Source organism: Pseudomonas sp. W17 (assembly GCF_040268305.1).
Classification (GTDB): Bacteria; Pseudomonadota; Gammaproteobacteria; order Pseudomonadales; family Pseudomonadaceae; genus Aquipseudomonas; species Aquipseudomonas protegens.
The window spans coordinates 3052212-3078536 of sequence record NZ_CP158490.1; the positions used below are offsets into that span (position 1 = coordinate 3052212).

The window sequence follows — 26325 nt, forward strand, 5'->3', positions numbered from 1 at the left end:
AGCCTGATGGCTTCAAGGTCGATCAAACAAGAAATTGGTGAAAAAGCTGATTGGGCGATTTGTTTTATCGAAGCTCCGCACACCTCGTTACCGATGAGATCGCTTCGCGCCATTCCGGGAATAATTCGATGGCCAGCGCTTGCATGATTTCTAGCGCTGACTGCGAGCGTCGGCGTTTACTCGACGGGCGTGCATCTACTCGGTGGACCGGTAAGCCGAGGGAGGCGGCATTGAGATACGCCACTCGGTCAGGGATTACGGTGTCTAGAACCGAGATATTGGTAGCCTCTGCGAAAGTCTCGCGCAGGCTCCGGATGATCATCTGGGTGTCCAGTCGATTGAGGTTCACTTGGTTCAGTAAGAGCCGTAAGGGCGGCGGGTCGATACCTAGATGGCGAAACGGTTCGAGCTCACTCAGTAGCTTCAAGGTGCCCCGACGCATTTCGCGGGCAGCGAGCATTTCCGGCGTGATGGGAGAGAGGGCGAGATTGGAGGCCAGGATGGCCATTTCCAGCAGTACACTGCGTGCTCCCTGAGTATCAATCAAAAGCAAGTCATAATTGAGATGCAAATCGTTGAGCAAGTTGTGCAGGCGTAGTCGCCCATCAGGTGCATGCAGCAACAACGTGCTCAGTCGACCTTGATCGTCGTTGGAGAAAATCAGGTCGAGACCGACGACTGCAGTCCTAGAAATTATTCGCTCAGGTATTGTTAGATTGAGTGCAATGAGCTCGTACGCACCTGCCTGCGCTTTCTGGCTCAATGAATAATAACTGGACAGGGTGGGTTGGCTATCCAGATCCAAGAGCAGAACACGCAGGCCAGCATCAGCCAACAGACCACCGAGATTGACCGCTACTGTGGTTTTGCCTACCCCACCCTTGGTGGAAACCACCGAGACTACGTGCATCACCCTCACTCCTGTCGCGAAAGGCGTTCTGCAATCCAACGCTCGATTTCCAGTGAGTCCCAGCCAACTGCGCGCAGCCCTATGCGCTTGGCCTTCGGAAACTTGCCTTCCTTCATCAGGTTGTAAATGTGGGCACGTTTGAAGCCAGTTTTTAGCTCAACTTCATTACGTCGCATGATGTGGCGCGGAAGTGGAGATGTTTCAACGACGGGTTCAGATTGGCTGGACATGCTAGTCACTCCTGGCGCCTATTGGCGCGTGTTGGGAAGTGACATGGATTGAATCGCACCACGGCGGATGAGTCATTGCATTGCAATCAACCCTATTGCAACGCAATTGGTTCGATCAGGTATTTTTTTTGAGGCTACGATTGGCCACGGCAAATTTTTCGTCCAGCGTACGCTTGCTCAGGCCGGGCACATCCTGATGACGGGCGACAATGGCATCAACGATGGCTGCTTGATTCGTGAAAACCGAAAGAGGTTTTCCGGCGGGCGAATGGTCCAAGAGAAGGCTGACCAATGCCCCAATGATGTTGTGATAGGTCAGTTCGCCGCGCTCACTGAGTTGACCATTCGTTTTGGCCAAGGCTTTGAGATCATCTCTCTCAAGTCCAATCGACTGGAGTTCTCCCAAGATTTCTTGAATGCGCTGCTGTTGCGCTTTGAACGCTCTCGATAACTCATCTCGATCTGCTTTCAATGATAGAAAAGTTCCGAGACTGACCTTTGCAGGTGCGTTCTCACCGGCCTCGAATAAAAAGCTAGGTTTGTGGTCGGGGTAATGAGTCTCCATCCAGCGGCGTAAGTCTGAATGGCGGATGGTCAACTGATAGGGCTCTACATAGCTTCCCAAAGGAACAGAAATGCCGAGGCATCCATACGGCAGTTCACCATTGCGTATGGCGTCTAATATCCTTTCGAAAGCGATTTGAAGATTGGGCCATTGGGGGAATAGGATTACAAGGTTATCGGGACGAGACCAATCTGCCTGGAAAATTTTGGCTTCGTAGCGAGTGAGATTGCACCAGCGCAATGCTGCATCTATAGGGCGATAGAAGGTTTTCGTATTCGGATTGAAAACATAAACACTCATTTACGGCGAACCTCCATTCCCCATGGAAGGTCTCTCACCGATTATTTATAAATAAAAACTAGCTATCCGTGCTAGCTATTTCCACAGTTGACCAACTCGGTGAGGTCATTCCATTTCCAGTTAAACGAGTTTTGTGTCGTCGCGAATAAGCCAGGCATCGGCGCATGTACGACAATCGGCCGGAATCAATACCCGCTCAGGTGTTTCATCGCAGCTCGGCGCACGGTGGTAGGCAGCAGCTTATTCATCGCGCGCAGCAGGCGAGGGCGCCAGGTGTCGACTTCCCAATGCACACGTCGCCGATTCTGCACCGCTCGCCATAGCGTCTGGCTGACATCCTCGGCGGTGAGCCGAATGCCAATTGAGTCGACGATTTTTCCATGGGCTTCTTGCATCATCGGTGTTGCGACGAAATTGGGCATGATGTCGCAGACATAAATTCCATGCCGTTCCCATTCAATATTGATCGCTTCGGTGAAGCCTTTTACCCAAAACTTGCTCGCTGAATAGGAGGCTTCGCTGGGCACGCCGTATTCCGAGCTGAGCGAGCACATATTGATCAAGCAGGGACGCGAGCTTTTCTTCAGGTAGGGCAGCGCGTGATAGGCGCCTATTTGCACGCCTTTGACGTTGACTTCGGTGACGGCGAGGTGTTTTGCGAGTGGCACTTTTTCGAAGTCATCGATAAAGGCGATCCCAGCGTTATTGACCAACACATCAATGACACCCTTATTTTCAGTCGCAAAATCGTGGAGTACGGCGGCAAAATCGTCGGCCTGAGTGACGTCCAGCCGGCGATAGAAATGCCCGGGGCCAAGTAGTGCCTTCAATGCTTGCAGGTCATGTTCATTGGCATCCGTCGCGCCTACTCGGTAGCCATGCTTGGCGAACATCAAAGCGGTTTGTGCGCCGATGCCCTTGGCGGCACCTGTCACGAATACGCTGGGTTTAGGGTTCATGGTCATACCTTTCTTTGAATGCGGCGATGAAGGTTCAGGGGCAGGCGAGTGAAAGCGACGTCAGACGCGCCGCTTCAGAAATGAGATTTGCTGCTCAACCACTTGCTCGAAGGCGTCTCCCACATAAATGCCGAAATGCCCAGCTTGATATCGATGAATCTCGGCATCCCTGGCTTTTGTTGCATAACGGAGCGTCGGCGTGGCGGGCGCGACGCTGTCGGCATCGCACACGCAGAACAAGATGGGGCAGCGAAGGGTCGAGGCTTTCTTGCCCGGTCGGTAGAAACCAATCTTCAAGGCAAAGCGCGCGGACACGTAATTCTTGAAGGGGTAATCAGTTGGAACCAGTTTGAGGTATCCGGGCTCGGCATCGGGTGCCGTCATCAGTGCAGCGGAGCCCTTGGGGCCAGCAATTTTCACGCGCACCGGTGCCAGCCCAAAAGCCGCGCTTGCCATGTCCGCAATGCCTAAGGCGGTCAGTTTTAAGGAGGTCAGGATGTCCACCTGCCTCAGCGAAGCAAGGCCGTCGGTGAACGGGCATTGCGCGATGACGGCTGCAATGGCGTTGTCAGCCGCTGCGGTATGCAACACATGCCCACCGCTGAAAGACGACCCCCACAGGATGACTTTTTGCGGATTCAACGCCGGGTGGCTACGAGCATAGGCGACCGCTGATCGCCAGTCCTGCTGCTGGCTCGGGATGTCGAGCAATTGCCGATGCTCGCCTTCGCTTGCGCCGAAGTTGCGGTAGTCGAAGACCAGGCAGGCATAGCCCGCTTCGCAGAATCGTTGCGCGAAGGCATCCAGGCGCATCTCCCGAACGCCGCCCAGGCCGTGCGCCATAACGATCACCGGCGGCGCCGACACGGCGTCGGGCAAATACAGCCACGCCGCGCAACGCGCATTCGCGGACGCAAATGAAACATCCAGACGTTGAGACATGGCGGTGTTCCTTGTTGTTTTTTTGATGCTATTCCAATATTGGACGTACTTACAATATTTATCCTTCATGTAGACTGTCGCCATGACTAAAATCACATCCCCCACGCGTACCCAACGCAAGGCCCAGGCCACGCGGACGGCGATCATAGAGCATGCCGAAAGCTTGATTCTTGAGAGCGGCGCGACGGCGTTGACGCTGGAGATCGTCGCCGAGCGCGCCGATGTTGCCGTCCAAACCATCTACAACCGAGTTGGCGGGCGTTCGGCTTTATTGATGGCTGTCGCAGAAAAAGCCTTTGAAGAAAACAGGGCGTACATGGACGCGGCATATCGAACCCCAGGTACGCCTCTGGAGCGTCTGCAGGTGGCCGCCAACGGTTACTTCCGTTTCGCTATGGAGCGTCCGACGGCGTTTCGCTTGCTGGCTGACCCTCCGAATGATCCTGAAGCGCTCTTGCGGGTGAGCGAACTGGTCAGGCACCAGAACGGCAAAATGGAGGCAGCTATTACCGATGGTATTGCGGATGGTTCGATTGACCCAGGCGTAGACGCCCACATTGCAACCACCTCGTTGTGGGCAGCGGCCAATGGCATCCTGAGCTTGGCGTGGCGCGCGGATTCAGCGCCGGTCGAGGCGCAAATGATGGAACGTCTGTGGGCGCAGTGGATGGCCATTGTGATAAAGGGGCTGTGCCCAAAGTCATAAGGGGCCGGAGTATTTATCTGCTTGATTAGCGCCGATGACCCCGAACCGCCGTGGGTGCAAAGCCGAACCGGTCACGGAAACGCACAGCAAATTGCGAGGGCGTCTGATATCCCACACACAGCGCTATTTGTATGACCGTCTGGGCGGAAGATTGCAGCAGCTGCAGGGCGAAGGTCATGCGTGCATAGATGCTGCAGGTCGCGTGCGCGATCTCTCTGCATATGTCATCGACATCAATGCGACGGTGCTTGCGCCGTCGGCGATGGCTGAATTGTCGAAGCTTGATGCCGCACAGTTATCGCTGGTCGAGGAGGGGTTCGTTATGGCGTCCACGACGCCCAGGTGCGCAAATTCATCGCAATCGGCCTTAATTATCGCGACCATGCCGAAGAGGCCGGCATGTCGAGTCCTGTCGAGCCCATCATCTTTCATAAGGCGATCAGTTGCCTGAACGGCCCTGATTATGACCTCCTGCAACCGCGTGACGCTTCCCATTTCGCGATGTTTCAGCCGACACCTGAAGAGATAGCTGCGGCAACACCGGATGAAAAAACGATGCTCGCCAGCAGCATGAATTTCTGGGACAAGCTGTCGGCGTATGCCAAGCAACAGCAAACACGACCACAAACCATTGGTTATGCGCTGGCTGATTCGCCCGTTGCGCAGGCAACCTGGATCTACCAGATGTTCCAGGATACCAGTGGAACACCAGGCAACGCCGAAGGGTCGTTTACGTTCGACCAAATGTTGGACGACATCATGCTGTATTGTTGCCGAACACCGGCGCGTCGTCGGCGCGGCTGTATGGGGAAATGGTCCAGGCGCGTTGGTCGCCGCCTGCTAGCTTGGCCAAACCGATTACCCTACCGACCGGCTTCACGATCGCTCCCCAGGAGGCGGTGCGCAAATCGAAGCGCTGGACGGAGCGGCGCTAAACAAAACTTGTCCATTTTAATGAGTTAACAAAAGGCGGCCATTTTGTAGCGATGGAGCAGCCGATCGCCTTTGTCGATGAGGTGCGCGCTACTTTCGCCAAGTTGCGTTAGTACGTCGTAAAACGGACCGCCAGACGTTGGGCGTGGTGTCCAACAGCGCTACGAGCGAATCGTCTTTCTTTTGACAGTTGCTGGAAGGTTTTTCCTCAGCCAATACCTGCTCAGGTGTTGTAAGATTGCTGCCTTCAAGCGGGCCGTGGAACGAATCAAATCTCATAGCTCCGAAGTCATCCTTCTTCTGGTCCTTGATACCCTTCAAAAATAAGTCAAGAGTTTAAGTCTTTTCCTGCTCCGGCAAGAAAAGAAACCCCTTAGATTTCAATGGGTCGGACGCCAGATGCGAGTCTCGTTTCCTGCTCAAAATTCAACAAAAACGCCGATCAGAGATGGTCGGCGTTTTTGTTTGTGTGCGATTTGTGCAAGCGGAAAATCCCGCCATTACGGCGTACTACCATCGGTTAAGAAATACAAAGAGCGCAAATAACCTTCGACCGGCATTTCGCTACTTCTCTTTGGCGCAAGCTATAAGAGAAATCCGTATATCTGATGCTGCTCGCGCCGTTCTCGCGGGCTTTGCCCATGCCAGCGTTGAAAGGCGCGGGAAAAGACAGTTTGGTCGCTGTAACCGAGCAGATCAGCCGGTTGCGAGATGCTGATGGAAGAGTCCAACAGGTAGCGACTGGCCAAGGTCTGGCGCGTGTCCGACAACAAGTGCTGGAACCTGGTGTCCTTTTCCTGCAACTGGCGCTGTAGCGTGCGGGTGCTGATATTCAGATAGTCGGCAATTTGCTCTATGGTCGCACGGCCATCAGGCATAAAACTGCGGATCAGTTGTTGCACAAGTTCGGGTAACTGCTGGATGGACATTTGCTTGACGCTGTCGAGGTGTTGCTGGATCAGGCGATGCACTGCCGGATCGGCGGCGTGTAGCGGAGTTTCCAGCAGTGCTGTCTCAAACATGAAGCAGTTGCGTGGCGCATTGAAGCTTGGGGTCAAACCGATCAGGCGCCGATACTGTTCCGGCTCTGCAACCGGGGCATGCTGCATTAACGCCGCCAGCGCTTGCCCATGGAGGAGAATCAGTAGCGACGCTGCCCGAGGTGCTGTTAAAACGCCTTATCCGGTCGCGGATATTCCTCGATCGGCCCAAGAGGACTTCGGGCCGCAGCCTCCTGAAAGGACCTGATAATAGCGTCAAGCATCAGGCTGGCTATTCGACTCGACCCTTGTGGTTCCCGCGCGACGACAAATACCGGCCGTTCCACGATGAACTCCGGCAACGGTATACGAAACAAGGCGTCACGCTCCACCCAGGGTTGAGCGATATGGTCAGGTACGATACCGACAAACCCCCCACTGAGCAGCAGTTGCACCGTGCCTTCTACATGGTGGGCGAGCGCGCTGTTTTTTTGCAGGAAATTCGTCGGCGCGGCGTCCTGCACCAAATAGCCGCGCCGAACGTAATGCGCCTTCTGCTCAATGATCCTACGGGCTTGTTCTTCATCTTTGCCAAACGCCTCATGATGGCGACCACAGTACAAGGCTGAGGCTTCGGAGCCGATCACCTGATAGCTCAGAGACGGCAGGTCGGACTTGCAAATGGTCACGCCGACGCCGGCTTTCTTTTCGGCAACCGCACGTTCCACCGCATCCGGTGGCGCGACCCCAATACTGAGGTTGACCAGCGGATAATCGCGACGAAAATGCTGTAGTGCAGTGGCGATAGGGTTGCTGGGCGTGAAGGCACAATGATCGATCAGCCACAGGCTCAGGTCGCCTTTAACCTCGGCTTTCGAACTGGCCAGGGTGTCGCGAAATTCATCGATCGAATCGAGTAAACGCAGCACCGCGGTGTAGGCGACTTGTCCTTCCTCGGTCAGTTGGAAACCGCTGCGACCTCGATGGCACAGTTGACTGCCGAAGCGACTCTCCAGGTCAGACAATTGCCGGCTGATCGCCGAGATGCCCATTCCCGTCGCTTCTTCAGCTGCCGACAGCCCCCCGCACTCGACAACGGCCTTGAACAGCCGCCAGTGTTTCAAGTCGATGTCGTGTAACGGTGGGACCGATGCAGTGTTCAAAGTGGAGGCTCCAGGTGCGGGGAGTAGAGCGCGCGGGCCGGTCCGGGTCGCGCGCTCAGATTTTGATGTGTTTTACACCAAGTCATTCGATCAGCGAAGATGGCCATCCAAATAAATCAGGGTTTGCGCCAAAACGCGAGTGCCGTCCAGCAACTGCTGCGGCTCCAGCCATTCTTCGGGGCAGTGGCTGCGCCCGTTAAGACAGGGCACGAACACCATGCCCATGGGGCCGGTGGCCCCAACGTAGACTGCATCATGCCCGGCGCCGCTGGGCATGGTCATGTGTGGCAAGCCTAACTGTTTAGCCACCTCGCTGACGGCCTCGATGACAATCGTCGAGCAATCCGTAGGGTCGGCATAGGTCAACGGTACCGAGTCGACAGTCAACCTCAGGTCGGCCAGCACGGGGGTGCAGCGTTCAAGCAGGTGTTCGGGAAAGTCGAGCAGTACTTGTTTGGAGTCGCTGCGCACCTCCAGCACCATTTCGACCTTGCCGGGCACGGCATTGGGCACATTAGGGCTCACATCCAACCGGCCAACGGTCGCCACCACATAGTGTGGGTTGCCGCTCATGTCGGCGGCCATGTTGCGCGCTTCGCGAATCAGCTCCGCCGCGCCGACCAGGGCGTCACGCCGCAGATCCATGGGCGTCGTGCCCGCGTGATCCGGCAAGCCATGCACGGTGATTCCGACTCGGCGAATACCCACGATGTTGGTGACCGACCCAATGGGCAACCCCCGACTTTCCAGAACCGGGCCCTGCTCAATGTGCAGCTCAACGAACGCTGCGGTGCTACCGGGTTCCCGCAGTGCCTGGCCGAGGCGTTCTGGAGCGCCTCCGATGCGGGTCATCGCCTGTGCCAGGCTTTCACCTGCGCGGTTTTTTGATGCGAGCATCTCGGCAGTCAGAAGCCCAGCAAATGCGCGACTGCCGACGCAGGAAATGCCATAGTCACTCGGCTCCTCGGAGAGAAAATCGATCACCTGGAACGGGTGGCGCAAGCGTTGGCCGGCGTCTTTCAACGCGTGGGCGACTTCCAGCGCCGCCAATACTCCGATAATGCCGTCAAACCGACCGCCCCCGACCACCGTGTCACAGTGCGAGCCGCTGATCAGAGTCTTTAAATCAGCCTCACTGCCGTCAAGCTGGCCGATCAGATTGCCACCGGCGTCCAACGTCACGCTCAGGCCCGCCGACTCGAATTCAGCCTTCAGCCACTGCCTGGCCTGCTCAAACTCAGGGGAGAAAGCGCGTCGGGTCCACGGCACGTCCGGCAGCGTAAAGCTCGACAGTGTATTGACCCGGTTCCAAAGACGTTCGATGTTCAGTTCCAATTGAGGTTCGGTCATGTCAATACGTACCTTTCGTCAGTGCGCGCGGGCGCAGGAATTGGCCATAGCCGGCGTTGTTGAGAATCTGCCCCTGGTCGAACACGCACTGGCCACGGCAGTAAGTCGTCTTGACCCGGCCTGTAAAGGGCATGCCTTCAAATGAACTCCACTTCACCGCGCTCAGGCTGGTAGAGGGGTCGTAACGATACTGCTCGTCGGCCAGCACGACGAAGTCAGCGTCCAGGCCGAGTACGAAGTCGCCTTTACGGTTATCGAGCAGAAAATGCCTGGCCGGATTGCGACTCAGCTGTCGAACCACCAGCGATGGCGACAGGCCGCGCGCCATGGCGCCGGTCCAGAATGCTGGCAGTAATGTCTCCAGTCCCGGTCCACCCGACGCGTTGCGAAACACGTTGGGATTGCCTTTACGCTCCAGCCCCCAACTGACGTGATCGGAAGACACAAAAGTGCAGCGCTCCTGGGCGATGTGCGCCCAGAGTTTGTCGGATTCGGCTTTGGGCCTGATCGGTGGATAATGCTTGGTTTTGGCGCCGAAGCGTTGCGTGTGTTCTTCATGGTTGAGCATCAGGTACTGAATGCACGTCTCGATGCTCGCTTGGTGTCCGGCCTGGCGATACATTTCGCACAACTCAAACCCACGGCTGGTTGAGACGTGAACCGGATGGGCGCGTGCGCCGGTCTGTGCACCGATTTCATAAATCAACGCGGTCGCCAGGTCCTCCACCAGCGGTGGATGGGCGCGCAGGAACGCATCCCATCCGGTATCGCCGGCTTCGATCAAGCGGTTGATATTCTTACGCGTCATTTCCTGCATCTGGTTGTGGACGCCGCAAACCAGGCCCGACGGCTTGATCAGGGTGAACAGTTCCGCCAGCAGGTCCTCCTCGATGCGTGGAAAGCGGCCCGGTGCCGCTTCAAAGGTCGAGAACTTGAACGCACAGGCACCGGCTTCGATCAGCCCCGGAATCGCCGCCAGGCCGTGGGTTTCATTGACAGTGGCAAACAGGCCGACATCAACGTGGCAGGTGTCTTCGACTTCCTGGGCTTTACGCAGCAGTTGCTCGGCACAGGCAACCGGTTCCGGGTCGTCGTAAGGCATGTCTACCATCACGGTGATGCCTCCCGCGGCAGCGGCACGGCTGGCCCAACCCAGCCCTTCCTGGTTGGCCTGGCTTCCAGAATGGACCTGGCCGTCGATGACGCCGGGTAAGATCCAGTGTCCGCGTTCATCACGCGTGGTTTTGGCGGCAGGCGGCTCACCGGTACCGCGCGCGGCAATACGTCCTTCACTTATGGCAAGCCAGCCGTTTTCGCGGGTCTGTTCACTGTCGACGATACGTCCCCGCACCACCAGATCGAAATCACTCATTTGTCAGCCTCGTCATCGGGTGAATAAGCATGAAGCGAGTATCTACGGGGTGTATCGAGCCATCCATGCGGAGAATGACAACTTCACTTGCGGTTTTTTGCATGGCTCTCCTCACGGTAGGTTTGAATAATTCGAGCCATACCAACGGAAGCCTCTCCAACAGGCTTTCGCATTTACCTCAGCGAGAGTGGCCTTACATGACTCAGCAAAAAGCCAAACAAATCATGGCTGCGCGTGGCAGCACCTTGCGGTGTAAAGGATGGAAACAGGAAACCATTCTGCGCATGCTCGAAAACAACCTTGAAAACGCTGAGGACGCCTCGCGTCTGACCGTCTACGGCGGTATCGGCAAGGCTGCACGCAACTGGGAAAGCTATGACGCGATCGTCGAGTCGCTGAAAAACCTGGAGAACGATGAAACCCTGGCCATTCAGTCGGGCATGCCGGTGGCCGTATTCAAGACCCATCGACTGGCGCCGCGAGTGGTCATGGCCAACAGCAACGTCATCAAGGCCGACTGGCCGAAGTTTTACGACCTGAGCGCACAAAACCTGACGGCGTTTGCCTCTTACACCGCCGGGCCGTGGCAGTACATTGGGAGCCAGGGTGTGATTGAAGGCACCTTTGAAACACTGGCGCTGGTAGCCGATCGGCATTTTGACGGGGAATTGAAGGGGCGTATTTTCTTCACCGCTGGCCTGGGCGGCATGGGGCGTTCGCAGCCCTTGGCCATGACCATGCACGGCGGCGTGAGTGTGACCGTGGAAGTCCGCCAGCAAAGCGTTGTGGAGCGTCTGGCCAGCGGTTATGCCGACGTTCAGGCGGCGTCCTTGCAGGACGCCATCGACATGGCCGAGAGCGCAAAGCGGGAAGGGCGGGCACTCTCCATCGTGGTGCTGGGCAATATGGTCGACGCGCTGGAGCAGGCGCTTGACTGTGGCTGGAAGCCCGACATTGTCACCGAAATGTGCCCGTGCCATGACCCGTTCGCGCTGATTCCTTCCGGGCTAACGCTGGAGCAAGCCGCAGCATTGCTGGAGACCGACCGCGAGGCCTACATGGCGACGTCGCGCCAGTCGATGATCCGTATCGTGCGCGCGATGACACGCTTGCAAACAAACGGCTCGATCGTGTTCGAATACGGCACCTTCGTGCGCAAGGAGGCGGTGGATGCGGGGATGTCCAAGGAAGAAGCCTTCGCCTATCCAGGCTGTATCGCCGAGTACGTGCGGCCGTTGTTCTTCCTGGGGCGTGGGCCGTTCCGCTGGACCTGCGTGTCCGGCGAAATCGCCGACCAGCAGCGTCTGGATGACCTGGCCCTGGAGATGTTCAAGGATGACAGCCTGGTCACGCGCTGGATCAGCACCGCGCGCTATCGTTTGCCGATAGAGGGGTTGCCTGCGCGCATCTGTTTCCTCGGTTTTGGCCAGCGCCGGGCATTTGGCCTTGCGGTTAACGCGTTGGTACGCTCGGGTGAGCTGGCGGGGCCGGTGGCTTTTTCGCGCGACAACCTGGATACCGGCTCAATCGCCAACCCCGCCTTTGAAACCGAAAACATGCTGGACGGCTCGGACGCGATTTCCGACTGGCCTTACCTGAATGCGCTGCTGAATGTGTCGGCGATGGCGGACTTGGTGGCGATTCAGTCCAACGGCACCATGGGTATCTCGGCGCACACTGGTGTCACGATGATCGCCGACGGTTCGGAGGAGGCCGACTTGCGCCTGGATGCCTGCCTGACCACTGACGCAGGGATTGGTGTGGTACGCCATGCGCAAGCCGGTTACCCAATGGCCAAGACTGTGTCCAGAGGCGAGGGTCCGTTGACCGACAACGCGATTCAAATACCGCTCTGGTGGTCCCCTCACGGCACTCAGCACCGCGCGTAAAGGACATCGTCATGGCCCTTCTTCATTTGATCGAGCAGGTTCGCGTAGTCGGCATGGGCGGTTCGACCGCCCAGGTGATGGATGTGTTGATCGACGGGGATCGCTTTGTCGGCCTGGCGCCGCGAATCGATCTGTCGACGGTCAATCTTGACGAGCGTACCGATGGTCGGGGCAAATTGCTGATACCAGGACTGATCAACGCTCACCATCATTCTCATGATCGTTTCGATAAAGGGCGTTTCTCCGGGATCCCCCTGGAGATCTGGATGGGCCTGTACAACCCACCTTCCTATCGACGTGGCTGGACCGCGCGCGAGGTGTACCTGCGCACCTTGCTCAACGGCATCGAGATGCTGCGCAATGGCATCACCACGGTGGTCGATGACATTCACTTCGGTGGCCTGCTGGAACCGGAGGTGGTGCATGCGGCATTTCAAGCCTATTCAGACCTCGGCATTCGCGCCGACGTCAGTGTGGCGTGGTCCGACAAACCGTTTCAGGAGGGCATTCCCTACCTGGCGGAGCGGTTGCCCGACCCACTTAAAGGCAGTGTCTCAGCCAAGGCTGCGGATCGGATGCTGGAGCATTGGCAGGAACTGGCGCGCAGCTGGAGCGGCCGGGTGCGCTTTGTATTCTCACCATCCGGCCCGCAACGCTGCAGCGCCGATTTTCTGCAGAAAACCTGGGCACTGGCCGAGCAATACGACCGCCCGGTGCTGATCCATCTCCTGGAAACCCGCATTCAGGCGCTCACGGCGGCGAAGTTCTATGGCAAGCCAATGGCCGTGTACATGGACGACCTGGGGCTGTTGACATCTCGTAGCGTGCTCGCGCATGGCGTTTGGTTGTCAGCGGCTGAACTCGATTTGATCGCCGAGCGCGGCGCCAGCGTGGTGCACAATCCCGCCTGTAACCTGAAGTTGGGCAGCGGTGTGGCGCCGATCGCCGAAATGTTACGCCGTCAGGTGAATGTCGGTCTGGGCACCGACAACAATAACGGCAATGACCTGAACTCGATGTTTGACGCCATGCGCCTGGCAGCGCTTTCCAACGCACTGCTCGATCAGGACGAGGCCTGTCCGGTTGATGCACTGCAGGCGTTCAACATGGCCACGCTCGGCGGCGCCAACGCCATCGGGCGCGGTACGCAGACGGGGTCGATCGAGGTTGGAAAGCAAGCCGATTTCTGCTTGCTCGACCTCAAGACCAGCGCCTTTACGCCGCTCAATGATGCCTTGACGCAACTGGTCTTTTGCGAACAGGGCAACGCTGTGCGCGATGTGTACGTCGGCGGTCGCAAGCTGGTGGATCACGGCAGGATCACGCGTATCGATGAAGAGGCGTTGATGCTTGAACTGATGGACTGCATGCCCACTCTGCAAGGGCGGATTCAGGGCGGCCAAAGCGCCAGCGAAACGCTGCGTCCGTATCTGGAGGGCGCCTATAACGATTGCCTGACCGATCCGCAAATGGCGGGTATGCGCCATTCGATCAACCAATTCGACCGATCCAGACGCGGCGCCTGACCCATCTGGTCTGTTTCCACTCATTTACGAACAGCGAGAAAAACCATGAGCACAGTACAGAAAATTGTCCCAGGCGAAACCCGTATCGCCACCTGGCGTGCCATTTACAACGGTGCGCCGGCGCGGCTATGTGACAGCGCCCGGACCGGTATCGAGGCGGCGGCGAAGATGGTCGACACGTTGGTCGATAGCGGGCGCGCGGTGTATGGCCTGAACACTGGGTTCGGCAAACTGGCCAATGTGCGGATCAGCGATGCCGACCTTTGCCAGCTGCAAAAAAACCTGGTGATGTCGCATATGACGGGCTACGGCCCAGCGCTGGATGCCGATGTGGTACGTCTGGTCATGGCCTTGAAAGTTGCCAGCCTCGGACGCGGTGCCTCGGGGGCGCAATACGGCACCGTGGCACTGTTGGAAGAAATGCGCGAGCGCGGTGTCATCCCGTTTATCCCCGCCCAGGGTTCGGTGGGCGCCAGTGGCGATCTGGCGCCGTTGGCGCACATGACCGCCGTGATGATCGGCATGGGCCAGGCGTGGTACGAGGGCGAGTTGCTCGACGGTTCTGAAGCCCTGGCACGCGCTGGCCTCACGCCGATCGTGCTGGCCCCGAAGGAAGGCCTGGCCTTGATGAATGGCACTCAGGTATCGACGGCCCTCGCGCTGGCCGGCCTGTTTGCCCTGGAAAACGCCTTCATGGCGGCCATTGCAATCGGTAGCATGACCACCGAGGCGCTGGCGGGTATTGCCAGTCCGTTCGACCCGCGTATCCAGGCACTGCGTGGTCATCCGGGACAGATCGCCGTAGGCGCTGCGTTCAAGCGGCTGTTGGATGACAGCCCGATGCGTGCCATTTCCCAAGCGTCCGGCAAGGTTCAGGACCCCTACAGCATTCGCTGCCAACCCCAAGTGCTGGGGGCGTGCCTGGACCTGATTCGCAACGCCAGTGTCACGTTGGAGATCGAGAGCAACGCTGCCTCTGACAACCCGCTGATTTTCGTGGAAACCGGTGAAGTCATCTCCGGCGGTAATTTCCATGCTGAGCCGGTCGCCTTTGCGGCTGACATGTTGGCGATCGCCATTACCGAGATCGGCAACCTGTCCGAACGTCGTTGCAACCTGCTGCTGGACCCAGGCTTCTCCGGGCTGCCGCCAATGTTGACGGTCGATGCCGGCTTGCACTCGGGCTACATGACGGCGCACATCTCGGCTGCGGCCATGGCATCGGAAAACAAACAGCGCGCCACCCCGGCCTCCATCGACACCATCCCTACGGCGGGTAACCAGGAGGACCATGTCTCGATGGCCACCCATGGCGCACGCCGTTTGCTGGAAATGACGTGCACGTTACGCGGGATTCTCTCTATCGAGGCGCTGTGTGCGGCCCAGGGTCTGGACCTGCGCGGCGGTAAGTTGTACAGCGCACGCCTGGCGCCAGCGGTCGAGTGCATTCGTGCCAGCGTGCCGGCGATGAATGTGGACCGACCGATCGCGCCGGACATGGCCAGCGTGGCCGAGTTGATCCGCAGTCGTGAGCTGGTCAACGCCTGCCCGGACCTGCTCAGCCTGTTCTAAGTGCTCCACCCAGCGCCGGCTGGTGCTACCACCGGCGTTGGACAATAACAATGACATCGCTAATCCCTGAAATCTGCCAACTACCACATAGAGAATAATCATGAACAAGAATCTCGTTGTAGCTTGCGTAGTATTGCTTCTGAGTTCCACTTGGGCAAAGGCTGCGGATGTACTGCGCATGGGCGTCGACCCGACGTATCCACCACTGGAGTACCGCGACCCGCAGGGCAAAATGATCGGCTTTGATATCGACCTGGGCGACGAAATCTGCAAGCGCATGGCGGTCAAGTGTGAGTATGTTCAAAGCAGCTTTGACGGACTGATCCCGGGTTTGCTCGCACGCAAGTTCGACGGGGTACTGTCGAGCTTGTCCATTACCGAGCAACGCCTGAAGCAGATCGACTTCAGCAGCAAACTCTCTAACCCGTCTACACGATTGGTGGCGCGCGATGGCTCTGGTATCACGCCGACAGCGGCGGGGCTCAAGGGCAAGACCGTGGGGTATCAGCAAGGCACGATTCAAGAGTCTTATGCCCGTACCTACTGGAAAGTGCCAGGCATCAAATTGCAGGCCTATGCGAGTCAAGACCAGGTGTACGCCGACCTGCTGAATGGGCGTATCGACGCCTCCTTGCAGGATGAAGTGCAGGCAACCTATGCCTTTTTGCGCACCGACCAGGGTAAAGGCTACGCGTTTGCCGGCCCGATCATTGTCGACGACAAAGTATTGGGCAGCGGCACTGCGATAGGCGTTCGCAAAGAAGATCAGGCACTCAAGCAGCGCATCGACGATGCCATCGCCGCAATGCTGGCTGACGGCACGTATCAGAAGATCGCCGCCAAGTACTTCGACTTCGACATCTACGGCGGCTGACGGCGAGTTTTGTCCCGGTCATGACCGCGTGTCGCTGTCATGACCGGTACCGCGCGGCTTCTGTACGTCCACCTATTGCGAGTGATGCGCCATGCAATGGCTTGAATATTTACCCTTGATTGCCAAAGGTGCCTTGAGTACGGTCGAACTGGCGTTGGTGGCGCTGTTGCTGGCCTTGTTTCTGGGGCTGATCACCGCGTTGGCCAAGCTGTCGGGAACGCTCTGGCTGACGCTGCCTGCGCAGTGCTACACCACATTGATCCGAGGCATTCCGGACCTGGCATTGATGCTGCTGATCTTCTACACCATCCAGATCGGCGTGAATCAGCTCACCGATAAGCTCTCGCTCGGTCGATTTGAAATTGACCCCTTCGTGGCGGGCGTCATGACGTTGGGTTTTATCTACGGGGCCTACTTCGCCGAAACGTTTCGCGGCGCGTTTCTGGCTATCGATCCGGGGCAAGCGGAAGCCGCCAGAGCCTATGGTCTCTCAGCCCGCAAAACGTTCCAGAAGGTCGTGCTGCCGCAGTTGATCCGATTTGCCTTGCCTGGCATCAGTAACAACTGGCAGGTACTCGTCAAGGCCACTGCGCTGGTGTCGATCATCGGGCTCAGCGATCTGGTCATGGCGGCGCAAGAGGCCGGTCGTAGCACACACAACACCCTGATGTTCATGGTACTGGCCGGCGCGGTTTATTTTTGTCTGTCGGGGTTTTCCAGCCTGCTGTTGTATTGGCTCAAGCACCGTTCGGCAGCTTGGGTACGCGAGGCAGAGCTATGATCGATCTCTTGCAGACCTATTGGCAGAGCTTTCTTTGGACCGATGGGCAGCAGTGGAGCGGGGTAGTCGTCACGCTGTTGCTGTTGATCGTCGCGACGCTGGGCGGCTTTGTGTTGTCGATTCCACTGGCACTGGGGCGCGTATCTTCTTCGCGCTCACTGAGCGCCGTGATCTGGCTGTACACCTACACATTCCGCACGACGCCGCTCTACGTGCAGTTGCTGATTATATACAGCGGTTTGTACAGCCTCTCGTTCATCCAAAACACGGCGTTGCTCAATAGTTTTTTCCGCGATGCTTATTGCTGCACCCTGTTTGCTTTCGTACTCAACGAGTGCGCCTATATGACCGAGATCCTGGTCGGTTCGATTCGTGCCAGCAATCGCGGAGAAGTGGAGGCGGGCAGGGCGTTTGGCTTGAGTGCTACGGTACTCAATCTCAAAGTGATACTGCCCAGCGCACTGCGTCGAGCGCTGCCCGCCTACAGTAACGAAGTAATCTTCATGCTCCACGGCACCACGCTTGCGTTCACCGCCACCGTGCCGGACATCCTCAAAGTGGCTCGCGACGTCAACGCTGAAACCTATGCGACGTTCAGCACCTACGGTCTGGCGTCCTTGCTCTATCTGATGATTTCCTTCTGCATCATCGCCAGCTTCAATCGTGCCGAAAAACGTTGGCTAAGGCACCTGAAGCCACGCGTAGCGAAAAACACCCTTGAGCACCCCGTTCCTACGATAAAAGAAGGCCGCCTGGTATGAATGCCCTTACCGTTGAAAACATCCACAAATCCTATGGCAATCATAAAGTCCTGCACGGGGTTTCCTTGAGCGCCAAGCGCGGCGAAGTGATCAGCATCATCGGCTCCAGCGGCTCGGGTAAAAGTACCTTTTTGCGTTGTATCAATTTTCTCGAACAGCCGGACTGCGGCCGTGTCAGCCTGGACAATCTGACGATCGATCTGGGTGCAGGCAAGCCCTTGCGCCCGGAGCGCCGTGCACTGCAGGCGCTGCGTACACGGCTGGCAATGGTGTTTCAGCACTTTAACCTCTGGGCGCATATGACGGTGCTGGAAAATGTCAGCATGGCGCCCGTGCACGCGCTCAACGTCAGCAAGGAAGAGGCACGAGTCCGCGCGATCGGGTATCTGGAGAAAGTCGGACTGGGTGCGCGTTTCCACGACAGTTACCCGGCCCATCTTTCCGGCGGGCAACAGCAACGTGTTGCGATCGCGCGCGCGCTGGCCGTAGAGCCGGAGGTCATGTTGTTCGACGAGCCGACCTCTGCCCTCGACCCCGAACTGGTGGGCGAAGTGCTGAAAATCATGCAGGAGCTGGCGCAGGAGGGCCGCACGATGATTGTCGTCACCCACGAAATGGGCTTTGCCCGACACGCCTCCACCCAGGTGGTGTTTTTGCATGGCGGCAAGATTGAAGAACAGGGCAAGCCCGAGCAGGTGTTCGATAACCCGCAAAGCGACCGGCTGCGCCAGTTTCTGGCGTTGGACCTCAAGTGATCGCTGATCCAGCGACCGGAGTGGCGCCATGAGCAACACACACTGGATCAACGTACCTGAAGCGATTTACGCCCTGAGGCGTGATATTCATCGGCACCCGGAGTTGGCCTTCGAGGAGCACAGGACTGCCGACCTCATCGCCCGTGCACTTGAGTCGTGGGGGCTGACTGTGCACCGCGGGCTTGCGGGTACGGGCGTGGTGGGTATTTTGCGCTGCGGCACGAGCCCCAAGACTATCGGTTTGCGCGCGGACATGGACGCGCTGCCGGTACAGGAACTCAACCGATTCGAGCATGCTTCCGCCCACCCCGGAAAAATGCACGCCTGCGGCCATGATGGGCATTGCGCAATGTTGTTGGCGGCGGCATACGAACTTGCACGCACCCGCCAACTGGACGGCACGCTGTATTTCATTTTTCAGCCTGCCGAGGAAAGTGACGCCGGGGCCCGGCGCATGATCGAAGACGGCCTTTTCGAACTGTTCCCCATGCAGGCGGTATTCGGAATGCATAATTGGCCCGGGCTGGCGGCCGGACAGTTTGCGGTGCATGCGGGCGCGATGATGGCGTCTGACACTGAGTTTCGTATGAAGCTGATCGGCAAAGGCGGTCACGCTGCGTTGCCACATCAGTGCATTGACCCTTTGCAGCCGTTAATGCACATTGCGCAGGCTTTGCAGAGCATCATTACGCGCAATCTGGATACCCAGGATCCTGCGGTTATTTCAGTGACGCACCTGCAGGCGGGAAGCCAGGAAAGCCTTACCGTGGTTCCCGATGAAGCCTGGCTGGGCGGTACGTTCAGAGCTTTTTCCCGCGAGGCCATGCACTTGATCGAGAGGCGCATGCGGGAGATCGCCGACAGTGTCGGGCAGGCGTTCGGCTGCCGTGTGGAAACCGTGTTGAACTCGGATTATCCGCCCCTGATCAATCACCCCGGTGAGACACAGGTGTGCATCGAGGTATTACGCAAGCTGGTCGGAGAAGGGCATGTCATTACCGACGGCAAGCCGACGATGGCTGCCGAAGACTTCGCCCACATGCTCGAACATACGCCCGGTTGTTATGTGTTCATCGGCAACGGCGAGGGCGCGCATCGCGGTATCGGCCACGGCCCGGGGCCGTGTGTTCTGCACAATGCGAGCTTTGATTTCAACGACACTATTTTACCGGTCGGCGCGACGTATTGGGTTCGCCTGGCTGAAACCTGGTTGCCGGTGGGTCCCTGAAAACCTTGGCGGCGATCAAGCTGCAGCGTCGCCCAAATCAGCACTAAACCTTATCTATCTGGAGATTTTATGAAACTGGTCAAAAGCATTCGCCTGAAAGTCCTGCCCGAGCTTTACTCGATTTCCCGGCTGGACAGCAAAGATCCGATCCCCGCCTGGGCCGACGGTGACGGGTTCGTCAACATCGCGCGCTCCGCCGATGAACTGTCCATCGTCTGCCATCAGAGCCGCGTGCCCGAGGGCGTCAAAATCGACCGTGACTGGAATTGCATGCAGTTTGTCGGCCCCTTCGCGTTTGATGAGACCGGTATTGTGCTGTCAGTCGTGCGTCCTCTCACCGAAGCCGGTTTCGGTGTATTTGTCGTGTCGACGTTTGATGGCGACTTCCTGCTGCTCAAAGCCGACCGATTCGCGCAGGGGCTTGCCGTGCTCAACGAGGCGGGTCATCAAATTCTCGGCTAAACAGGCCGACCGGGCTGGCGAAAGGCTTGATAACGATACGGCCATTCAGCCGGCGGGCGCGTAGCGCTCCAGTTATTGGAGCAGCATGAGCAGATGCTGGATCATCAATAACTCTGGATGTTAGTCGGCTTACAACCCAGCCGGAATATAGTCGATGCGCTGATCTTGGCCGCCGCTGAAAAGGTCTTTAGGGATCGGAGTGTTCATCTGCTCAATTAGCGTCGATGACCCCGAACCGCCGTGGGTGCAAAGCCGAATCGGTCACGGAAGCGCACAGCAAATTGCGAGGGCGTCTGATAGCCCACGCACAGTGCTATTTGCATGACCGTCTGGGCGGAAGATTGCAGCAGCTGCAGGGCGAAGGTCATGCGTGCATCGATCAATAAGCTGCTGAACGTCGTGCCTTCTTCTGCCAGCCTGCGCCGCAGCGTGGCCTCGCTGAGTGCAAACGCTGACGCAACAGCGTGAGCGCTCCAGTCGTTAGCCAGGTCGCTGGCGATGAGCCGTCTTACTTTAATCGCCATTGTTGGCAGCCGTGACTGTTCGAGTCGTCCGCCATTCACGCCAATCCACGCCAACAGTTCGTGTAGTCGGTGCCGGGCGATAAGGCTCGGCAGTGTGCTGTCTTCTATTGCCTCAATCGCACGTTGAAACGCTGCGGAAAAATGCACCGTATCGCGGGTAATGGGCTGGGCGTATTGAATGACCGCCAAATGCGCATCGGCTTCGGCGGTGGCTTCGATCAACGTCTCGTCCCACACCAGCCAGTGGGCTCGGTAGCTGCCGTCCTGCGCCAACCTGTTGGTGATATCCAGGGATTGGCCACCCGCCACCGCAATCGCTTCTCCTGGCTGGATGACGTACTCGCCACCCGCCCACCGCACGCTTTTAGAACCCCGCTCCACGTAGATCAAGAGGGGGTTCTCAATATACAAACGCTTGAACTCCAGGTTTTCCTGCTGAAGTACGATGCCTGCCGTACCGACGCCAGGCCGATGAGTGATGCGCAGCGCGTCGTAAGCGTTTGTCGGTGACATCAGCGGCCGCCTTGTGCCGTGAGCGTGGCTTTGCCAAGCGAACTGCCGGGCAGCATGAAACCCAGCATTGCGGGTGTGACGGCCGGCGGCAATGTCACCTTATCGACGTTCATAGCGTATACGGTGACCACGTAATTGTGCGTCTGCCCTGCTGGAGGGCAGGCGCCGAGATAGCCTGGCATACCACTGTCACCGCGAATCTGCAGTGTACCTGCGGGCAATTTGCCGCCTGCGCTACCCGCGCCTTCCTTCAACTCACTGACCGTTGCAGGTACGTTCGCCAACACCCAGTGCCACCAGCCGGACCCGGTTGGCGCGTCGGGATCGTACATCGTCACGACAAAGCTTTTGGTACCTTGCGGGGCACCGCTCCAGGACAATTGCGGGGAGAGATTCTTGCCGCTGCAGCCGAATACGTTGGCGAATTGGCGTTGTTGAAAATGCCCATCCAGGATGCTGGTGCTTTGTACTGCGAACGTTTGAGCGTGTGCGCCAGTTGCGATCAGCGACAGCGCTAGAACGCCTGCGGCTAACAATGATTTATGCATACCGATTTCCTCTTGGGTTGGAGAGGAGAGTGTGGGGCGCAAGCGGCACTAAGACTGTTTGCTATCGCTCGATTTTCATCGCCATCCAGTCAATTTGACTGAGTCGAACGCCCCGTCATTTCGGGAGTGACGCGCAGGCCTTCAATCAGTAGGGCAGAGGTGGTCTGGATGTGTTGCTTCAGCAGTTCGCTGGCCTTGGAGGCATCTTTGGCCAGAGCCGCCTCGAATAGCGCTTGGTGTTCATGACCGATATCCCTTTGTTCGGCAGCGATGGCGATTGACATTGCGCGGTAGCGCGCCGTCTGCTCGAACAACATCGAGCGAATTCGCAAGAGCCAGGTGTTCGGGCAAGCACCAACCAGGGCCTCATGAAACGCCACATGCGCTGACGTCCAAGCATCAGCGTGATCGCCATCGTGGGGCTCTTCAAGCCGTGAAAGGCGGTGATGAGCCGAGACCAATGTCGCCTCCCAGGCAAGATTGCTGTGTTCCAGAGAATGGCGCAGGCAGCTCGTTTCTATCTCAATGCGGGCCAATGTGAGGTCATTCAGATCGGCCAGCGAAATGGCACAAATGCGAAAGCCTTTTTGTGGCTCTGCCAACACCAAGTCTTCGGCGACCAGTCGTGACAAAGCTTCCCTCACTGCTCCGGCGCTAGCCTGGTAGCGCTCGGCCAAAGCCTTCAGGTTGACTCGGTCTCCGGGGCGCAAAACGCAGGATAAGACATCTTTGCGCAGACGCTCATAGGTGGCCTGGGTGAGGCTTTGAGCGGAGCGTTCAAGCATGGAAGAATTCCTTTAATGAAAATATATTATGTTGCAGGAAATATATTTTATGCCATAGGATAAATTTGTTCAAACGGGCCTGCCTGATCTCTGTCGCGCCGGCTTCCTTAGCCTGAATATCGCCCGCGATTTCGTGGCTTTACCTGAGTTAATAGACAACATTCGAGGTAGGTATGAAGCTGTGTCGTTTTGGGCCGCAGGGGCAGGAGCGCCCTGGTGTGATAGATGCAGCAGGCCGCGTGCGCGATCTTTCTGCACATGTCACCGACATCAATGCGACGGTGCTTGCGCCGTCGGCGCTGGCTGAATTGTCGAAGCTTGATGTCGCACAGTTACCGCTGGTCGAGGAGGGGATTCGTTATGGCGTCCCTGTCGCCCAGGTGCGCAAATTCATCGCAATCGGCCTTAATTATCGCGATCATGCCGAAGAGGCTGGCATGTCGATTCCTGTCGAGCCGATCATCTTTCATAAGGCGATCAGCTGCCTGAACGGCCCTGATGATGACATCCTGCAACCGCGTGACGCTTCCCGAATGGACTGGGAGCTGGAACTGGGCGTGGTGATTGGCAGTGAAGCCAAGTACGTGTCCGAAGCCGAGGCGCTGAACTACGTTGCAGGCTATTGCGTGGTGAACGATGTGTCGGAACGGGCATTTCAGATGCAAAGCTCACAATGGGACAAGGGCAAAGGCTGTGACACGTTCGGCCCGGTCGGGCCTTGGCTGGTGACGCGGGATGAGGTACCTGACCCGCAAAATCTGGACATGTGGCTGGAGGTCAATGGTGAGCGACGCCAGACCGGGAACTCGAAAACCATGATTTTTTCCGTTGCGCAAATCGTGGCGTATTGCAGCCGTTACATGACATTGCAGCCGGGCGATGTGATCTGTACGGGTACGCCACCGGGTGTGGGGATGGGCATGAAGCCGCTGCCGCAATGGCTGTCACCGGGTGATGAAATACACCTGTGGATTGACGGCCTCGGCGAACAACGGCAAAAGGTCGTGTCGGCTGTTTGAACCCGATATTCACGTACGTGGCGTGCACGTCGATGGGACTATCGGCGTGCGGATGCTTAGAGCGTGAACTGCTTGGTTAAATGATTCAGATCGGTAGCCAGCTTCGTCAGCTCAGCGGTGGCAATCGCCGTCTGACTTGATCCTTCCGATGCTTCGCTGGACAAATCCCGAATACTGACGAGGTTGCGATCCACTTCGCGCGCGACTTGGGCCTGTTCCTCTGCCGCGGTGGCAATCATCAGGTTTCGCTCGTTGATTTGACTCAACGAGTCGGTGATCTCGCCGAGCACCTTACCTGCTCTATTGGCCATTTCGAGTGTCTGCCTGGCTTGGAGGCTTGTTTGACTCATCGATGTCACCGCGTTGCCTGTGCCTGCCTGGATTGAATCGACCATGTGCTCAATTTCCTGTGTGGATTTTTGAGTGCGATGGGCCAAGGCTCTGACTTCATCAGCGACGACCGCAAAGCCACGACCGGCTTCGCCGGCACGCGCAGCTTCAATGGCCGCATTCAAGGCCAATAAATTGGTCTGCTCTGCAATCCCTCGGATGACATCCAGCACCTTGCTTATATCGGTTGCCATGGTTGCCAAGGCTTGCACTTCACCTGAGGTGCTTTGGACGTTGGAGACCATGAGGTTGATGGCCGCGACCGTTTCGTTAACCTGGTTACGACCTGCGATAGCGGCTGAGCTCGATTGTGAGGTCAGCTCGGAGGTGGACGCGGCATTGCCTGCTACTTCTTCCACGGCTGCGCTCATTTCAGTGACTGCGGTGGCGGCCATTTCAATTTCATGATTTTGACGTTGAATGGTCCGCGAAGCCCCCTCCGTCACGGCATGCATTTCTTCGGAGGTCGCGGCTAACTGGGTGGAGGAATCCCCTATCAGTGCCAGGGCATCACGTAAGTTTGACTGCATCGCGGCGATTGCTTTTACCAGTTGTGCCGCCTCGTCAGAACCTATCGCATTGAAGACTTGGCTCAGATCATTCGCAGCAATACGGCGGGCAATCACCAAAGATTCATTAATAGGCACCGTCAGACTTCGGGTGTAAAGCCAAGCCAAGAGTAACGAAGCGGCCACCGAAACAACCAAGAAAACGCCTACCATTATTTGGGTTTGCTGATAAATATCATCAGCATCCCGGCCCGCTTTTTTGGCTTTGTTTTCGTTAACGCTGATGAGATTGTTCAGTGATGCTTCGACACGATCGGCGGCATCTTTCATCAGCCCATTTGAGATAGACACGGCTGTTTCCAACTGCTGCGCGGCCACGGCGGCGAGATACTGATCCTGTGCTTTTGAATAGTCACTTTTGGTTTCACGCAGGCGTTCAAACGCTTCGCGACCTTGAGGCGTGACAATCAGTGCTGTTAAAGACTGCAAGTATTGATCGATGACTTGCTGCGATTGTTGGATGTCGCTGAGCGCCTTGGTCTTGCGCTCCTGAGGCTCGATCGGATTGCGCACCCGAGCATTGTTGCCTCTGATGGCTATGAATTCCCGGTCTAGTTGGCCCAGCAGTTTTACGCTGGGCAAGACGTTGGTTTCAACGTACTTTTCGGCGGTCTTCAATAACTCGGCTTGCCTTAAGGCGAGTAATCCCATCGCGATGATTATCAGGCAGAAGAATCCGAAACACAGAGCTGAGCGGGGCGCGAGGTTCAGTTTTCGCAGGAGCATACGATGTCCTTAAGTTGAGAGTGTCCATCCGTGAAGTTAGTATCGACGATAGATAGGAATACTTGAGCTTTGGGGGGGGTTAAAAAGTCTACCGTTCAGTTGGTTGATGATATCGATAGGAGGGTAGGGCATAGGGTGATGTTTAAAACGAAAGTTCGGGAGCGAAAGGTCGTGTCTAATCTTTAAAACACAGAATAAACGCGCCTGACAGAGTAGGCGCGTTTTGACTGGTCGTCAGCTTCAAATCGCCGTGGTGAGATAGCCCCCATCAACGGGCAGAATCACGCCATTTACAAACGACGCCGCATCCGATGCTAAAAACGCAATCACCTTGGCGACCTCTTCGGCACTACCAAATCGCTTCATAGGGGTGCGTGACAGTAGACGGTCAATCCTCGGTTGATCATCGATTTTCGCCAGCAATGGTGTGATGATCCAGCCCGGTGCTACCGCGTTGACGCGAATGTGATCCGGAGCGTACGCCTCGGCCAGCGATTTGGTGATCTGTACGACAGCTCCTTTGGCGGCTGAGTAGGCCACGAGTTTGCCGCCGCCGAAATAAGAGAACATCGATGCAATGTTGATTATCGAACCACCTTGCCTGGCGAGCAACGGATGCGCCAGGTTGATAAGACGGTAGACAGCGTTGAGTTGCACCGACAACACCTGGTTGAAGGCGTCCCACTCCATCTCCTTTTCGCCCAGTGTGCCACCCGCAGCCGGTACCAGAATATCCAGGCGGTCCAGGCTTTGGATCACGCCTTTGAGCGCATCATCGTCGGTGACGTTAACTTCGCGAAGATCGAGCTCAACCCCGTCGGCGACGATTGTCGCGTCGGCGCCCAAGCCGATAGCGACGACCCTGGCGCCATGCCGCGCCAGATACTCGGCGGTCGCTTGGCCAATCCCGGACGTCCCGCCGCTGACGAGCGCGACCTTGCCTTCAAACAGAGTGCTGCTGAACATAGTCATCGTTACCTCATGGAGTCAGTT

The 26325-nt window shown here is 57.3% G+C and carries 27 protein-coding genes; 12 read left to right on the forward strand and 15 right to left on the reverse strand.

Translation table 11 applies throughout. The features are described from left to right. Positions 1–64: 64 nt before the first annotated feature. The 5 genes from ABCR88_RS14285 to ABCR88_RS14305 all read right to left on the reverse strand — a co-directional run bounded on the left by ABCR88_RS14285 (position 65) and on the right by ABCR88_RS14305 (position 3906). Positions 65–910, reverse strand: a complete 846-nt coding sequence (locus ABCR88_RS14285) for a ParA family protein (protein WP_236188241.1) — start codon at positions 908–910, stop codon at positions 65–67. Between the two features lie 5 nt (positions 911–915). Next, complete coding sequence (locus ABCR88_RS14290; RefSeq protein WP_108538423.1) at positions 916–1140, reverse strand: AlpA family phage regulatory protein; 225 nt, start codon at positions 1138–1140, stop codon at positions 916–918. A gap of 115 nt (positions 1141–1255) precedes the next feature. Then, positions 1256–2005, reverse strand: coding sequence for a hypothetical protein (locus tag ABCR88_RS14295; protein ID WP_350404751.1), 750 nt, complete (start codon positions 2003–2005; stop codon positions 1256–1258). Positions 2006–2190: 185 nt separating this feature from the next. Next, on the reverse strand, positions 2191–2964 hold the full coding sequence (locus tag ABCR88_RS14300) for an SDR family oxidoreductase (protein WP_236178619.1): 774 nt from the start codon (positions 2962–2964) through the stop codon (positions 2191–2193). Between the two features lie 60 nt (positions 2965–3024). Further along, the gene (locus ABCR88_RS14305; protein WP_350404753.1) at positions 3025–3906 is read right to left on the reverse strand and encodes an alpha/beta fold hydrolase; all 882 of its coding nucleotides are present in this window, start codon (positions 3904–3906) and stop codon (positions 3025–3027) included. A gap of 82 nt (positions 3907–3988) precedes the next feature. Between ABCR88_RS14305 and ABCR88_RS14310 the strand changes: the two genes are divergently transcribed. Beyond that, the gene (locus tag ABCR88_RS14310) at positions 3989–4612 is read left to right on the forward strand and encodes a TetR/AcrR family transcriptional regulator (protein ID WP_236178621.1); all 624 of its coding nucleotides are present in this window, start codon (positions 3989–3991) and stop codon (positions 4610–4612) included. A 25-nt stretch (positions 4613–4637) separates the two neighbouring features. Here ABCR88_RS14310 and ABCR88_RS14315 read toward each other — a convergent pair whose 3' ends face one another. Then, positions 4638–4790 carry a helix-turn-helix domain-containing protein gene (locus ABCR88_RS14315; protein WP_236178622.1) on the reverse strand — a complete coding sequence of 51 codons (153 nt, stop codon included), beginning with the start codon at positions 4788–4790 and terminating at the stop codon, positions 4638–4640. A 164-nt stretch (positions 4791–4954) separates the two neighbouring features. On the opposite strand from ABCR88_RS14315, the gene ABCR88_RS14320 reads away from it, so the two are divergent. Next, positions 4955–5575, forward strand: a complete 621-nt coding sequence (locus tag ABCR88_RS14320) for a hypothetical protein (protein WP_236188239.1) — start codon at positions 4955–4957, stop codon at positions 5573–5575. A 554-nt stretch (positions 5576–6129) separates the two neighbouring features. On the opposite strand, the gene ABCR88_RS14325 is transcribed toward ABCR88_RS14320, so the two are convergent. From ABCR88_RS14325 to ABCR88_RS14340, 4 genes are all read right to left on the reverse strand, one after another. Further along, positions 6130–6654 (reverse strand): AraC family transcriptional regulator, encoded by a 525-nt coding sequence (locus tag ABCR88_RS14325; RefSeq protein WP_236178624.1) that lies wholly within the window; start codon positions 6652–6654, stop codon positions 6130–6132. Between the two features lie 59 nt (positions 6655–6713). Then, a complete protein-coding gene (locus ABCR88_RS14330) occupies positions 6714–7688 on the reverse strand; it encodes a LysR family transcriptional regulator (protein WP_236188238.1) in 975 nt (324 codons plus the stop codon). Positions 7689–7778: 90 nt separating this feature from the next. Continuing rightward, positions 7779–9038, reverse strand: a complete 1260-nt coding sequence (locus tag ABCR88_RS14335) for a Zn-dependent hydrolase (protein ID WP_236188237.1) — start codon at positions 9036–9038, stop codon at positions 7779–7781. Between the two features lies 1 nt (position 9039). Next, positions 9040–10410, reverse strand: coding sequence for an amidohydrolase family protein (locus ABCR88_RS14340; protein ID WP_236188235.1), 1371 nt, complete (start codon positions 10408–10410; stop codon positions 9040–9042). Positions 10411–10607: 197 nt separating this feature from the next. Between ABCR88_RS14340 and ABCR88_RS14345 the strand changes: the two genes are divergently transcribed. The 9 genes from ABCR88_RS14345 (at position 10608) to ABCR88_RS14385 (ending at position 20258) form a co-directional block, all read left to right on the forward strand. After that, a complete protein-coding gene (locus ABCR88_RS14345) occupies positions 10608–12299 on the forward strand; it encodes a urocanate hydratase (protein ID WP_236188232.1) in 1692 nt (563 codons plus the stop codon). Between the two features lie 11 nt (positions 12300–12310). Beyond that, positions 12311–13825, forward strand: coding sequence for an amidohydrolase family protein (locus ABCR88_RS14350; protein ID WP_236188229.1), 1515 nt, complete (start codon positions 12311–12313; stop codon positions 13823–13825). Between the two features lie 45 nt (positions 13826–13870). Continuing rightward, the gene (gene hutH, locus ABCR88_RS14355; RefSeq protein WP_236188226.1) at positions 13871–15397 is read left to right on the forward strand and encodes a histidine ammonia-lyase; all 1527 of its coding nucleotides are present in this window, start codon (positions 13871–13873) and stop codon (positions 15395–15397) included. Between the two features lie 100 nt (positions 15398–15497). Then, positions 15498–16271, forward strand: a complete 774-nt coding sequence (locus ABCR88_RS14360; protein WP_069787705.1) for an ABC transporter substrate-binding protein — start codon at positions 15498–15500, stop codon at positions 16269–16271. 91 nt (positions 16272–16362) lie between these two features. After that, entirely contained in the window at positions 16363–17052 is a 690-nt protein-coding gene (locus ABCR88_RS14365) for an ABC transporter permease subunit (RefSeq protein WP_069787704.1), read from the forward strand. Continuing rightward, positions 17049–17813 (forward strand): histidine ABC transporter permease HisM, encoded by a 765-nt coding sequence (hisM, locus tag ABCR88_RS14370; RefSeq protein WP_152746380.1) that lies wholly within the window; start codon positions 17049–17051, stop codon positions 17811–17813. The genes ABCR88_RS14365 and hisM overlap by 4 nt, the downstream gene beginning before the upstream one ends. Next, positions 17810–18568 carry an ATP-binding cassette domain-containing protein gene (locus tag ABCR88_RS14375; RefSeq protein ID WP_152746381.1) on the forward strand — a complete coding sequence of 253 codons (759 nt, stop codon included), beginning with the start codon at positions 17810–17812 and terminating at the stop codon, positions 18566–18568. Before hisM ends, ABCR88_RS14375 begins: the two co-directional genes overlap by 4 nt. Positions 18569–18596: 28 nt before the next feature. After that, the gene (locus ABCR88_RS14380; RefSeq protein ID WP_152746382.1) at positions 18597–19796 is read left to right on the forward strand and encodes a M20 aminoacylase family protein; all 1200 of its coding nucleotides are present in this window, start codon (positions 18597–18599) and stop codon (positions 19794–19796) included. A 69-nt stretch (positions 19797–19865) separates the two neighbouring features. Next, on the forward strand, positions 19866–20258 hold the full coding sequence (locus ABCR88_RS14385; protein WP_236184493.1) for an ACT domain-containing protein: 393 nt from the start codon (positions 19866–19868) through the stop codon (positions 20256–20258). 215 nt (positions 20259–20473) lie between these two features. Here ABCR88_RS14385 and ABCR88_RS14390 read toward each other — a convergent pair whose 3' ends face one another. The 3 genes from ABCR88_RS14390 to ABCR88_RS14400 all read right to left on the reverse strand — a co-directional run bounded on the left by ABCR88_RS14390 (position 20474) and on the right by ABCR88_RS14400 (position 22628). Beyond that, positions 20474–21295 carry an AraC family transcriptional regulator gene (locus ABCR88_RS14390; RefSeq protein WP_236188225.1) on the reverse strand — a complete coding sequence of 274 codons (822 nt, stop codon included), beginning with the start codon at positions 21293–21295 and terminating at the stop codon, positions 20474–20476. Continuing rightward, positions 21295–21843, reverse strand: a complete 549-nt coding sequence (locus ABCR88_RS14395; protein ID WP_236188223.1) for a YbhB/YbcL family Raf kinase inhibitor-like protein — start codon at positions 21841–21843, stop codon at positions 21295–21297. Before ABCR88_RS14395 ends, ABCR88_RS14390 begins: the two co-directional genes overlap by 1 nt. 89 nt (positions 21844–21932) lie before the next feature. Then, positions 21933–22628, reverse strand: a complete 696-nt coding sequence (locus ABCR88_RS14400) for an FCD domain-containing protein (protein WP_236188216.1) — start codon at positions 22626–22628, stop codon at positions 21933–21935. Positions 22629–22801: 173 nt separating this feature from the next. Between ABCR88_RS14400 and ABCR88_RS14405 the strand changes: the two genes are divergently transcribed. Then, a complete protein-coding gene (locus tag ABCR88_RS14405) occupies positions 22802–23647 on the forward strand; it encodes a fumarylacetoacetate hydrolase family protein (protein ID WP_236188211.1) in 846 nt (281 codons plus the stop codon). A 56-nt stretch (positions 23648–23703) separates the two neighbouring features. Here ABCR88_RS14405 and ABCR88_RS14410 read toward each other — a convergent pair whose 3' ends face one another. Both ABCR88_RS14410 and ABCR88_RS14415 read right to left on the reverse strand, forming a co-directional pair. After that, on the reverse strand, positions 23704–25332 hold the full coding sequence (locus ABCR88_RS14410) for a methyl-accepting chemotaxis protein (RefSeq protein WP_236188210.1): 1629 nt from the start codon (positions 25330–25332) through the stop codon (positions 23704–23706). Between the two features lie 240 nt (positions 25333–25572). After that, on the reverse strand, positions 25573–26304 hold the full coding sequence (locus tag ABCR88_RS14415; RefSeq protein ID WP_236184476.1) for an SDR family oxidoreductase: 732 nt from the start codon (positions 26302–26304) through the stop codon (positions 25573–25575). Positions 26305–26325: the final 21 nt, after the last annotated feature.

Coding starts and splice junctions, on each gene's coding strand:
- ABCR88_RS14360 (WP_069787705.1), top strand. CDS start 15,498: ATGAACAAGAATCTCGTTGTAGCTTGCGTAGTATTGCTTCTGAGTTCC.
- ABCR88_RS14415 (WP_236184476.1), bottom strand. CDS start 26,304: ATGACTATGTTCAGCAGCACTCTGTTTGAAGGCAAGGTCGCGCTCGTC.
- ABCR88_RS14390 (WP_236188225.1), bottom strand. CDS start 21,295: ATGTCACCGACAAACGCTTACGACGCGCTGCGCATCACTCATCGGCCT.
- ABCR88_RS14310 (WP_236178621.1), top strand. CDS start 3,989: ATGACTAAAATCACATCCCCCACGCGTACCCAACGCAAGGCCCAGGCC.
- ABCR88_RS14385 (WP_236184493.1), top strand. CDS start 19,866: ATGAAACTGGTCAAAAGCATTCGCCTGAAAGTCCTGCCCGAGCTTTAC.
- ABCR88_RS14290 (WP_108538423.1), bottom strand. CDS start 1,140: ATGTCCAGCCAATCTGAACCCGTCGTTGAAACATCTCCACTTCCGCGC.
- ABCR88_RS14395 (WP_236188223.1), bottom strand. CDS start 21,843: ATGCATAAATCATTGTTAGCCGCAGGCGTTCTAGCGCTGTCGCTGATC.
- ABCR88_RS14315 (WP_236178622.1), bottom strand. CDS start 4,790: ATGACCTTCGCCCTGCAGCTGCTGCAATCTTCCGCCCAGACGGTCATA.
- ABCR88_RS14300 (WP_236178619.1), bottom strand. CDS start 2,964: ATGAACCCTAAACCCAGCGTATTCGTGACAGGTGCCGCCAAGGGCATC.
- ABCR88_RS14365 (WP_069787704.1), top strand. CDS start 16,363: ATGCAATGGCTTGAATATTTACCCTTGATTGCCAAAGGTGCCTTGAGT.
- ABCR88_RS14345 (WP_236188232.1), top strand. CDS start 10,608: ATGACTCAGCAAAAAGCCAAACAAATCATGGCTGCGCGTGGCAGCACC.
- ABCR88_RS14400 (WP_236188216.1), bottom strand. CDS start 22,628: ATGCTTGAACGCTCCGCTCAAAGCCTCACCCAGGCCACCTATGAGCGT.
- ABCR88_RS14295 (WP_350404751.1), bottom strand. CDS start 2,005: ATGAGTGTTTATGTTTTCAATCCGAATACGAAAACCTTCTATCGCCCT.
- ABCR88_RS14335 (WP_236188237.1), bottom strand. CDS start 9,038: ATGACCGAACCTCAATTGGAACTGAACATCGAACGTCTTTGGAACCGG.
- ABCR88_RS14305 (WP_350404753.1), bottom strand. CDS start 3,906: ATGTCTCAACGTCTGGATGTTTCATTTGCGTCCGCGAATGCGCGTTGC.
- hutH (WP_236188226.1), top strand. CDS start 13,871: ATGAGCACAGTACAGAAAATTGTCCCAGGCGAAACCCGTATCGCCACC.
- ABCR88_RS14340 (WP_236188235.1), bottom strand. CDS start 10,410: ATGAGTGATTTCGATCTGGTGGTGCGGGGACGTATCGTCGACAGTGAA.
- ABCR88_RS14410 (WP_236188210.1), bottom strand. CDS start 25,332: ATGCTCCTGCGAAAACTGAACCTCGCGCCCCGCTCAGCTCTGTGTTTC.
- ABCR88_RS14350 (WP_236188229.1), top strand. CDS start 12,311: ATGGCCCTTCTTCATTTGATCGAGCAGGTTCGCGTAGTCGGCATGGGC.
- ABCR88_RS14405 (WP_236188211.1), top strand. CDS start 22,802: ATGAAGCTGTGTCGTTTTGGGCCGCAGGGGCAGGAGCGCCCTGGTGTG.
- ABCR88_RS14285 (WP_236188241.1), bottom strand. CDS start 910: ATGCACGTAGTCTCGGTGGTTTCCACCAAGGGTGGGGTAGGCAAAACC.
- ABCR88_RS14380 (WP_152746382.1), top strand. CDS start 18,597: ATGAGCAACACACACTGGATCAACGTACCTGAAGCGATTTACGCCCTG.
- hisM (WP_152746380.1), top strand. CDS start 17,049: ATGATCGATCTCTTGCAGACCTATTGGCAGAGCTTTCTTTGGACCGAT.
- ABCR88_RS14375 (WP_152746381.1), top strand. CDS start 17,810: ATGAATGCCCTTACCGTTGAAAACATCCACAAATCCTATGGCAATCAT.
- ABCR88_RS14325 (WP_236178624.1), bottom strand. CDS start 6,654: ATGCAGCATGCCCCGGTTGCAGAGCCGGAACAGTATCGGCGCCTGATC.